Origin of the sequence: Limimaricola sp. G21655-S1 (assembly GCF_027213785.1) — a bacterium.
Lineage (GTDB): Bacteria > Pseudomonadota > Alphaproteobacteria > Rhodobacterales > Rhodobacteraceae > Limimaricola.
Window position 1 is genome coordinate 1 of the sequence record NZ_JAPWGO010000042.1, and the last position, 9,294, is coordinate 9,294.

Annotated in this window: 13 protein-coding genes and 1 pseudogene; 13 read left to right on the forward strand and 1 reads right to left on the reverse strand. The window is 60.2% G+C overall.

What is annotated here, in order from left to right; all coding sequences use genetic code 11:
* On the reverse strand, positions 1 to 112 hold a 112-nt coding region (locus O4G76_RS19345; RefSeq protein WP_269398810.1), incomplete at its 3' end, for a MerR family DNA-binding transcriptional regulator.
* Between the two features lie 177 nt (positions 113 to 289).
* Here O4G76_RS19345 and O4G76_RS19350 point away from each other — a divergent pair.
* The 13 genes and pseudogenes from O4G76_RS19350 to O4G76_RS19415 form a co-directional block, all read left to right on the forward strand.
* Positions 290 to 856 carry an SCO family protein gene (locus O4G76_RS19350; protein WP_099278725.1) on the forward strand — a complete coding sequence of 189 codons (567 nt, stop codon included), beginning with the start codon at positions 290 to 292 and terminating at the stop codon, positions 854 to 856.
* A gap of 5 nt (positions 857 to 861) precedes the next feature.
* Positions 862 to 1,284 carry a disulfide bond formation protein B gene (locus O4G76_RS19355; protein WP_099278724.1) on the forward strand — a complete coding sequence of 141 codons (423 nt, stop codon included), beginning with the start codon at positions 862 to 864 and terminating at the stop codon, positions 1,282 to 1,284.
* Complete coding sequence (locus O4G76_RS19360) at positions 1,281 to 1,940, forward strand: thioredoxin domain-containing protein (RefSeq protein WP_099278723.1); 660 nt, start codon at positions 1,281 to 1,283, stop codon at positions 1,938 to 1,940. Before O4G76_RS19355 ends, O4G76_RS19360 begins: the two co-directional genes overlap by 4 nt.
* Positions 1,941 to 1,968: 28 nt before the next feature.
* Positions 1,969 to 2,436, forward strand: a complete 468-nt coding sequence (locus O4G76_RS19365; RefSeq protein ID WP_099278722.1) for a copper chaperone PCu(A)C — start codon at positions 1,969 to 1,971, stop codon at positions 2,434 to 2,436.
* Positions 2,436 to 3,062 (forward strand): SCO family protein, encoded by a 627-nt coding sequence (locus tag O4G76_RS19370; protein ID WP_099278721.1) that lies wholly within the window; start codon positions 2,436 to 2,438, stop codon positions 3,060 to 3,062. Before O4G76_RS19365 ends, O4G76_RS19370 begins: the two co-directional genes overlap by 1 nt.
* A gap of 1,094 nt (positions 3,063 to 4,156) precedes the next feature.
* Positions 4,157 to 4,615, forward strand: coding sequence for a DUF411 domain-containing protein (locus tag O4G76_RS19380; RefSeq protein WP_099278720.1), 459 nt, complete (start codon positions 4,157 to 4,159; stop codon positions 4,613 to 4,615).
* A 22-nt stretch (positions 4,616 to 4,637) separates the two neighbouring features.
* Positions 4,638 to 5,420, forward strand: coding sequence for a ZIP family metal transporter (locus O4G76_RS19385; protein ID WP_099278719.1), 783 nt, complete (start codon positions 4,638 to 4,640; stop codon positions 5,418 to 5,420).
* Positions 5,404 to 5,898: a signal peptidase II gene (lspA, locus tag O4G76_RS19390; RefSeq protein ID WP_173812390.1), complete on the forward strand. Its 495-nt coding sequence runs from the start codon at positions 5,404 to 5,406 to the stop codon at positions 5,896 to 5,898. Before O4G76_RS19385 ends, lspA begins: the two co-directional genes overlap by 17 nt.
* Positions 5,895 to 7,466 carry an apolipoprotein N-acyltransferase gene (gene lnt / locus O4G76_RS19395; protein WP_173812389.1) on the forward strand — a complete coding sequence of 524 codons (1,572 nt, stop codon included), beginning with the start codon at positions 5,895 to 5,897 and terminating at the stop codon, positions 7,464 to 7,466. Before lspA ends, lnt begins: the two co-directional genes overlap by 4 nt.
* The gene (locus O4G76_RS19400; protein WP_099278717.1) at positions 7,466 to 7,633 is read left to right on the forward strand and encodes a hypothetical protein; all 168 of its coding nucleotides are present in this window, start codon (positions 7,466 to 7,468) and stop codon (positions 7,631 to 7,633) included. Before lnt ends, O4G76_RS19400 begins: the two co-directional genes overlap by 1 nt.
* A gap of 24 nt (positions 7,634 to 7,657) precedes the next feature.
* Entirely contained in the window at positions 7,658 to 7,975 is a 318-nt protein-coding gene (locus tag O4G76_RS19405) for a penicillin acylase family protein (protein WP_254050203.1), read from the forward strand.
* Positions 7,976 to 8,192: 217 nt separating this feature from the next.
* Positions 8,193 to 8,471: pseudogene (locus O4G76_RS19410) on the forward strand (heavy metal translocating P-type ATPase); the annotation flags it as partial.
* The coding region (locus tag O4G76_RS19415) for a sodium:calcium antiporter (protein ID WP_269398809.1) at positions 8,468 to 9,294 on the forward strand (827 nt) is incomplete at its 3' end. The pseudogene O4G76_RS19410 and the gene O4G76_RS19415, both read left to right, overlap by 4 nt.

Consider the following 9,294-nt stretch of genomic DNA (forward strand, 5'->3'; position numbering starts at 1 on the left):
GCTGTCCACCATCGGTCCGCCCCGGTTCGGGCATCAGGCCGACCTGCTCGTAATAGCGGATGGTCTGCACCTTCGTGCCCGTCTTCTTCGCCAGATAACCGATCGTCAGCATCTTCACCTCTCCGCCTTACCTACAGTGTGTGTAGAGTTAAGCGCTATGCCGCACAAGTTCCGGTGAAATATCCCTTGAATCTACAGTGGCTAGAGGAGCTAAACACGCAGCAAAGTTAGAATCGACAATGGGCGGAGCGACGTGAAGCTTTCAGGTCTTCGGCGGGTATTATGGGTCTTGGCGGGCGCGGCTGTGTTCGCTTTCATCTGGCTGTTGCTGTGGTGGGACTACCGCGCCGACCGCGCCCAGAACACTGACGATCCAGCGTTTGTCGCGGAGTTCGAGCTGACTGATCACCAAGGCATGATCCGTACCGAGGAGGATTTCGCGGGGCGCTGGATGTTGGTGTTCTTCGGGTTTGCCAACTGTCCCGATGTCTGTCCGACGACGCTCGCGGAAGTAGCTGCCGTCGTGGATGGTCTGGGCGAGGATGCCGAAAAAGTGCAACCGATCTTCATATCGATTGATCCCGAGCGGGATACTCCAATGGCTCTCGCCGACTTCGTTCCGCGCTTTGACTCGGGCATTATCGGGCTCACAGGCACATCAAAGCAGATCGCAGAGACAGCCGAGACCTTTCCAATTTATTTCGAGCGGATCGAGGAAGCCAGCGCGCCGGATGGTTATACAATGGGGCATACATCTCACCTGTTCCTTTTTGATCCACAGGCGGGCTTTGTGGACTCCTGGTCCTACGGCACCCCGGCCGAAGAGATCCTTGCCGATCTGAGAAAGAGGATCTGATCGCCATGACCCGACTTTCCGGAGAAACGGCTCTTGGCCTGGCGTGGATCATTGCGTTCACCTCATCTCTCGCCGTGCTCTTTGTCGGCGAAGTGCTCGGACAAGCGCCTTGCGTGCTCTGCTGGTTCCAACGAGCCTTCATGTTCCCCTTGGCCATCGTTCTGGGGCTCGGATTGTGGTGGCAGGACCCGCGCGTGGGCCGATACGGAGTCGCGTTGGCCTTGGGTGGTGCCGCCGTCGCGTTTTGGCATATGGGCCTCTATGTCGGCCTAATCCCCGAGCGTATCCAGCCTTGCATGGCGACCGGCCCCTCTTGCACTGACGATAACCAGCTGCTCTTCGGCATACCGATTCCACTGATGGCGCTTGTCGCCTTTGCGCTAATCGGGCTGCTATCAGCTCTTTCACTCAAGGAAAAGCAAACATGAATCGACGCGGCCTCCTTTTGTCCGTTCTCGGCATTGGTGCCGCAGGCTTCGGCGGCGCGGCCTGGTATGCCACCCGTCCCCAACCCGTGGCCGAGGCAGGACCCCTCGCACCTGAGGTGAACGACGTGCTGATCCGGCCCTATTCCCCGATCCTCGGACCTGAGACCGCGCCGGTCACGATCGTCGAATTCTTCGATCCAGCTTGCGAGGCCTGCCGCGCGTTCCATCCCGTAGTCAAGGATATCATGGCTGAACACGGAGATGCGGTGCGTGTCGTGATCCGATACACGCCTTTTCACGGTGAAGCTTCGGTGGAAGCGATCCGTGTGCTTGAAGCTGCGCGGATGCAGGACGTGTTCGAACCGGTGCTCGAAGCGGTCTTGCGAGAGCAGCCCCGGTGGGCATCCCATGGGACCCCTGCACCTGGCTTGATCCTTGAGATTGCTGCAAGCGGAGGTCTGGATGTCGAAGCAGCCCGGACACAAATGCTGGCCCCCGGTGTCGTGGCAGTGCTCAACCATGACCGCGCTGATGTCGAAACGGTTGGCGTGCGGCAAACGCCCACGTTCTTCGTGAACGCCAAGCCGCTAGACCCGTTCGGTGAGGCCGAACTGCGGCGACTGGTGGCTGCGGAAGTTACGGCCAGCCAAAGTTGATGCGCGGACAGATACAGGAAGAATTGTCATGAAAAAGCGACCATACGTCAAGGGATTGGCCGTTATTTTTATGCTCGCGGGCTTGTCGGCCCCGGCATTTTCCGGCTCGGAAGATGTGAATGTCGAGAACGCGTGGTCCCGCGCCTCCATCGGCGCGAGCCGTCCGGGTGCCGCCTATATGATCGTGCGCAACACGGGTGAAGACGCGGTCACGTTGACCGGGCTTACAACACCTTTGGCCATGATGCCCGAAATCCATGAGACGAAAACCAATGCCGATGGCGTAAGTTCAATGACGCCTGCTGGAGAGATCACGATTGAAGCGGGCGAAAGCCTAGCATTGGAGCCAGGCGGGCTACACGTCATGCTGATGAACTTGCAAAACCCGATGACCGAAGGCGAGACTTTCCCGCTGACACTGACCTTCTCGGACGGCGACGAAGTGACTGTCGACGTCCCGATCCTGGACATTGCCGCGCGCGGGCCGGAGGGCTGATGCAGCGTCGGCATTTGCTTCGATACGGTGCAGCGGGTGCAGGCGCTCTCGGACTGATGCTTGGTGTCGGATGGTGGCGCGTGGACGGACCCGGTGCCTCGAAACCAGCTGGCCAACGGCCCCTAGCCCTGTCGGCAATGGACTTCCGTCTGACCGATCATGAAGGCAATGAAGTGGGCCCAGACACCCTGATCGGCCGCCCGACCATGGTGTTCTTCGGGTTCACCTACTGTCCAGACGTCTGCCCAACGACTCTGTCGGATATCTCCGGCTGGCTTGACGATCTCGGAGACGCGGCCGCGCAGATGAACGTGGCCTTCATCACGGTCGATCCGGAGCGGGACACGGTCGAGGCCATGGCCGAATACGTCGGCTATTTTCATCCGGCCATCCGCGGCTGGACGGGGCCGGAAGACCAAATTGCCCGCGCTGCAGAAGGATTTCGTGCCTTATACGAGCGCGTTCCAACCAAGGGCGGGGGTTACACAATGAACCATACGGCAAGCGTGTTCCTGTTCGATGCCGAGGGTGAGCACGTCACCATGATCGACTATCACGAGCCACGAGAATTCGCAGTGCCGAAGATCCGGCGCGCACTGCCAGAGGACGTAGCGGGGGCAACATGAAGAAGCGAGCTGTTTTGAGGACCGTGGCGGTCGCAGGCGCATGTTCGGTGACTACCATCGCCATCTCTGGAGTTCTGTCGAAAGAACCGATGCCCCAGCAATTGCCGAAACAACGCTTTGGACCCCCGATCCGCTCTCGGTACCGCAACTTGTCGACCACGTTGTGACGCTGCCTAAAGCACCACAAGCCGATGGGGGGTGCCCAATTCGACCTATCACTCTATTGCAGCCTGCCTTCGCCGAAACCTCGTTGCCCGGGATAGAGCTGCCTTTAATCGTTTGGACGCATGAGATCGCGTCGGGCGAGATACTGGATGTGGTCCTAGCGGACGCTGGCATTCCTGCACCTGCCCGCGCAGAGATCGCCCTGGCACTTGGTGTGGAATATGATCCCCGCCGATTGCGCCCATGGCATGCGGTCGCCGTGATCTCAAAAGCGGAGGGGAACCCAAGGCGCGTGGAACTGGCCGTCGACGACGGGGTGCAGATCGAAACGATCCTGGGTAGGGATCTTGTCATCGGCGTATTGGGGCCAGACCCCGAGATGGTAATTTTCGCAAGCGAGGCAGTGATCGAAAGTTCTGCTCTCGATACGCTTGACAAGGCAAGCCCCCCTGCACGCTTCTCGGGCGACTTGGCGCGAATGCTGGGCGGTACGAGGATTTTCGAAGCGAACTCTCCGGCGGCGAGTTGCTGCGGTTCCTTTGGCACGAGGCGCAAGACAGGAACGCTTCATCGGCCGTCGCGGTGGGTATGGTCGGGTGGTTGGGATGGCGCATGGCTTCGACGCGCTTACAAGCCCTGCCCATCCCTGCGAGGTGCCGGACGATCACGAACAAGGGCAGCGCGTGATGGCCGGCCATGTGATCGGTCGCGTTGATGCGACCGCAACTGCAACCGGCCCAACCTGCCTTATGAAGTGTTCATGGACGGTCGTCCCACCGACCCGCTTTCAGGCGACCGGGTTACAGAGGCGGCCGAGCGTGAGACAGACGACACGACCGCACTTGAGCGACCGAGTGAGGCGCGCCCGCTCTTGGCTGAACGTCTCACCAGCGAACTTATGCAAACAACAACTCGAAAGGCTTTATTCTATGAAACGACTAGCTCCCGCCCTTGCGGTCGCGTTCGCTTTGCTGCCTGCGGCACAAGCTTTCGCCGAGGCGATCCCGATCGATGTCCGCAAAACCAGCGGCTGCGGGTGTTGCCTGTCCTGGATGAAGCACCTTGAGGAAAACGGCTTTGCGCCGAAGGGCGAGGACATGTTCGGGGGACTTCTCGTACGTTTCAAAGTCGACAATGGCGTGCCGCAGCGCATGGTGTCCTGCCATACGGCTTTGGTCGACGGTTACGTGATCGAAGGCCACGTACCGGCGTCCGACATCCAGCGTCTGTTGGACGAGCGCCCGGATGCAGTTGGGCTGGCGGTGCCAGGGATGCCCTATGGCTCGCCCGGCATGGGACCGGAAGACGATCGCGAGGCCTATGACGTGTTCCTGATCCGCGGCGACGGGTCGACCGAGGTCTTTAGCAGTTACTCGGCCTCTGACTGACGTATCGACGAGACCTCAGCGCATGGAAACTTCCTTCCCAATAGCCCTCGGCTTTCTTGGAAGCCTGGCCGCCGGATCGCTGACAGCCGTCGGGGCGGTCCCCGTTCTCTTTGGGCGCATCCCCTCCCGAGCCACGCGCGATCTTCTGCTTGGCTTCGCCGCAGGTGTCATGCTCGCAGCCTCGTTCTTCTCGCTGATCATCCCGGCTCTCGACGCAGCCGAAGGACAGTTCGACAACGGTGCACTCCCCGCGGCCATCGTTTGTGTTGCGATCCTGCTTGGCATGGGCGCGGTCGCTCTGATGAACGAAAGGCTGCCGCATGAACATTTCAAGACGGGGCGGGAAGGCCCCGACGCTGCTTCGCTGCGCCGTGTCTGGCTCTTCATTTTCGCGATCACGATCCACAATTTTCCCGAAGGTCTTGCCGTTGGTGTCGGGTTCGGCGCTGACGGTTTCTCTGGCGGCTTGCCGCTTGCGATCGGCATAGGGCTACAAAACGCTCCCGAGGGTCTCGCCGTAGCGGTCTCATTGCTTGGTGAAGGATATTCTAGGCGCCGCGCGTGGGGGATTGCCGCCCTGACAGGTCTTGTCGAGCCGGTAGGCGGGCTTCTTGGCGCTGGCATCATCAGCATCTCGCAGCCGCTGTTGCCTTGGGGCCTCGCCTTCGCTGCCGGGGCGATGCTCTACGTCATCAGTCACGAAATCATTCCGGAGACCCACCGTTCCGGCCATCAAAACAGGGCGACTTTCGGTCTCGCGGTCGGCCTCGTGATCATGTTGTTCCTCGATGTATGGCTGGGATGATGAGATGAAACAGTCCCTTTTCCAAGGTTTCATTGCGGCTGGAACTGCTTTTATTGTCGATCAGGTGACAAAAGCAATTGTCGTCGCCAATGCGGCAGATTTGAGCGCCGGAATTCCGGTCTTTCCCGGATTCAATCTCATCTACCTGCGCAACGATGGCGTAACATTCGGACTATTTGGTGGAGCGCCATGGTGGAGCCTTACGGCGTTGGCCCTCGTTATCTGCGGCTGGTTGACGGTCATGTGGGTGCGCACTGCCAACCCGGTTGAGGCTATCGCCTATGGTGCGATTATCGGTGGCGCGCTCGGCAACGTTATGGACCGCATCCAGTTTCGGGGTGTGACGGACTTCCTCGATTTCTACGTCAGATCCACGCATTGGCCCGCCTTCAACATGGCGGATGTTTTCGTGGTCGGCGGCGTGGGCCTGCTGCTGATAGCGCTTTGGTTGAGCGCCAAGTTTCAGAATGGCCCATGATTACGGGCTTGCCATCACTGACTGGTCGGGGCCGTTACATTCCCCTGCGGTCCGGGATTAGCTTTGCGGCGGGCGGTCTGACGGTTCTGGCCCTTCCACCGTTCTCATGGCTCATCGTTGTTCCGGTCGCCTTCTCAGCACTCTTTCTCGTGCTCCGGCAGGTTTCGACAACGCCTGCCTTCTTCATCGGCTGGGTCTTCGGAATGGGCCAGTTCGGGTTTGGAATTTCCTGGATCGCCGAGAGCTTTTACGTCGATACCGAGCGTTTCGGTGCCCTCGCGATCCCGGCAGTCGCGGGACTGTCCGCCGGACTGGCCATTTTCCCGGCTATTGCGGCGATGTTATTTGCCACCATCATGCAGCGCCGTACTGTCAGCGGCATTTCGGCAGGCCTTCTGCTTGCAACCTGCTGGGTTGCCGCAGAATGGCTGCGTGGTCATGTCCTGACGGGGTTTCCCTGGAACCTTGCCGCTTATGCCCTTCTCGATCATGCCGCCTTGCGCCAACCCGCTGCTTGGGTCGGAAGCTACGGTCTGAGCTTTCTCACAGTCTTCATCGGCATATTGCCGGGTGTTTTGCTTGTGGACGCGCCAAAAAAACGCGCGTTCGTTCTCGCACTCTTCGGCGTTGCGGTGACGGGTCTCGGGGGTGGCGGTGTGCTTCGATTGAGGCAGGACGTGCCGCCGACGGACATTGCTTTGCGCGTTGTGCAAGGCAATGTGCCTCAAGTCGAGAAGTGGGCGCCGGGCAGCCGAGAAAGCACGTTGGAAAAATACCTGCGCTTGTCCGCGCCACCCGGACGTTTTGATCTGCTGCTGTGGCCGGAAACGGCCTTTCCCGGTTTTTTGGACGAGGACGCTGCGGCGCGCACGCGGTTATCCACGGTTTTGCCAGACGACAGGATCCTTTTGACAGGTGTGCCTGACCGCCTAGAGGGCGATGGGGGAACCCGATATTTCAACACGGTTCAGGCCTATGACAGCAGCGGCGAAATTCTGACGGGATATGCAAAACATCATCTTGTTCCGTTCGGGGAATATGTGCCCCTGAGAGGCTGGCTGCCGATCGAGCGGCTGACCGAAGGTTTGGGCGATTTCACGCCAGGACCAGAGCCACGCACGCTGGCGATCCCGGGTGCTCCTCCGGTCGCGGTGGCAATCTGTTACGAGATCATTTTTCCGGGCCATGTGGTCGATGATCTTTTCCGTCCCGATTGGATATTCAACGCCACAAATGATGCCTGGTTCGGAACCAGCATCGGGCCCGAGCAACACCTTGCATCCGCACGCATGCGCGCGGTTGAGGAAGGTCTTCCCGTGGTCCGCGCGGCCAACACCGGGATATCCGCGATCATCGACGCCAACGGAGAGATCGTCGCGCGCCTCGACACCGGGCAAACAGGGGTCATAGATGCCAACCTGCCGACAGCGCTAGCGCCCACGCCTTACGCACGTTTCGGCGATTGGACGTCGCTGGCGCTCATCTGTGCGGCCTGGGCCCTGATCTTTGCCGTCAGATTGACCAAACGACGTTCGAATACAAAATACTCAAGATCGGAGGAATCGTGATGCTGGTGCTCGCAGGCTTTGTCGGAGGGGCGCTCTGGGATGGCTATCTGGCGCGACGGCGGGAAGGGAACCGCCTGGATATACTTCAATACGCGACAAGCTTCGGTATTGCTTTTGGTCTCATCGCTTTTTTCACCTCGGTGATTCTCTTGCGCATCACGTCCTGAGATTACTTTGGCACCGGCAACGAATTGAGACGACTGTTCAACATATTATTTCGCTCGTTCCTGGCGGTTTGCGCAGCAGGCTTGGTCGTTTCCGGTGTCGCCTACTTTCTGCTGCGCGCCTCCGTTCCTAAGTATGAGGAGGACTTTAGCGTTGAGGGTATAGAAGGCCCGGTCGATATCCTGCGGGATACTTCAGCCATACCGCACATTTCCGCAGGCTCCGCTGCGGAAGCCTATTTCGCGCTCGGCTTCATTTACACGCAAGATAGGCTTGGTCAGTTGTTGAAGACAAGGCGCGCAGCACAAGCCCTGTTGCCACTTGAGCAGATGGGCGAGATTTAATCTCCGCCATCCGATGCACTCGAAGTATATTCCGCCGGTGTCAACGCGCGGCTTGGGCTAGTGTTCGAAGGCGGGCGCGGCAGAGGCTCACCCGAACGATTGATCGCGGATGAGAGAATGATCACGGGGTCACGTCCGTCATGTGTGGATGTCCCATGCGACCGATGACACTTGAATTGTTTACCGCCTCGCCAAAGTCCAGCCTGACTGCATTGGCACCATGGCAGACATCCGTCAGAACATCGTCATCGCTCTCGGCCTGAAGCTGGTCTTTCTCGTGACCACGATCCTCGGGGTCACCGGTCTGTGGATTGCCATTCTCGCCGATACGGGCGCGACCGTCCTCGTGACTCTGAATGCGCTTCGGTTGCTGTTCTTTCGGCCGGACAAGGGGAGCGTCACTGTAGGCCGTCCTGATCGAGAGACATCCAGAACCGGCGGAACCGTTCGCGGCCCCGAGGGCGTTGCCTCCCGGGAAGCGCAGGACATGGTATGAGTAGCAATCTTCTGATCTGGATACCGGTGCTGTTGGCTGCCGTCTGGGCCGCGCATTGGGGCGCGGAGCATCTGGCGGAGCCTCTGAAGAAGCTGCGCAAGCAGTGGGGCTTCTCTGTGGCCGCCGGCGGCGCCTTCGTCGGCCTGGCCGCGGCCTCTCCTGAGATCGGCATCAACACCACGAGCGCCCTGCGCGGTGTCGGTGATATCGGTCTGGGCGCGCTGCTGGGGTCGAACGTGCTCGCCATTCCCCTGATGGTGGTGACGGCCTACGCCGCGACGCGCAGGAAGCGCATTGAGGGGCATGACAATCACGCCGAACACCGGCGGGCGCATCTCCTGGAGGTGGATCGCCGGGCCGTCACGATGCAGGCCCTGCCCTATTTGGGGATCATCGCGCTCTTTGCCCTGCTGACGCTGCCCGCGCCCTGGCGTGGCCTCCAGCCCCTCGACGGCTGGCTCCTGCTGCTGGGCTATCTTGCCTATGTCACGCAGGCCTTGTTGCGCGGACGCGGCGACAGCGAAGAGGTCGAGTGGAGTTCAAAGGAGAAGCGGCTGGCAGCGGCCGGTGTGGCGTCCCTGGCCATTGGCGCCTACTTCACCGTCTTCTCCACCGAGAAGATCGTGGCCGCGTTCGGGCTGTCCAAGATCATCGGCGGCCTCTTCATCACTGCTCCCGTGGCGGCACTGCCGGAAATTTTCGCGACCTGGTATGTCGCCCGCAGCGGCCAGGTCACGTCGGGCGTGACCAGCGTCATCGGCGATCATGCCGTGACCATGACCTTGGCCTTCATTCCGCTGACGATCGTCGGGATGACGATCGA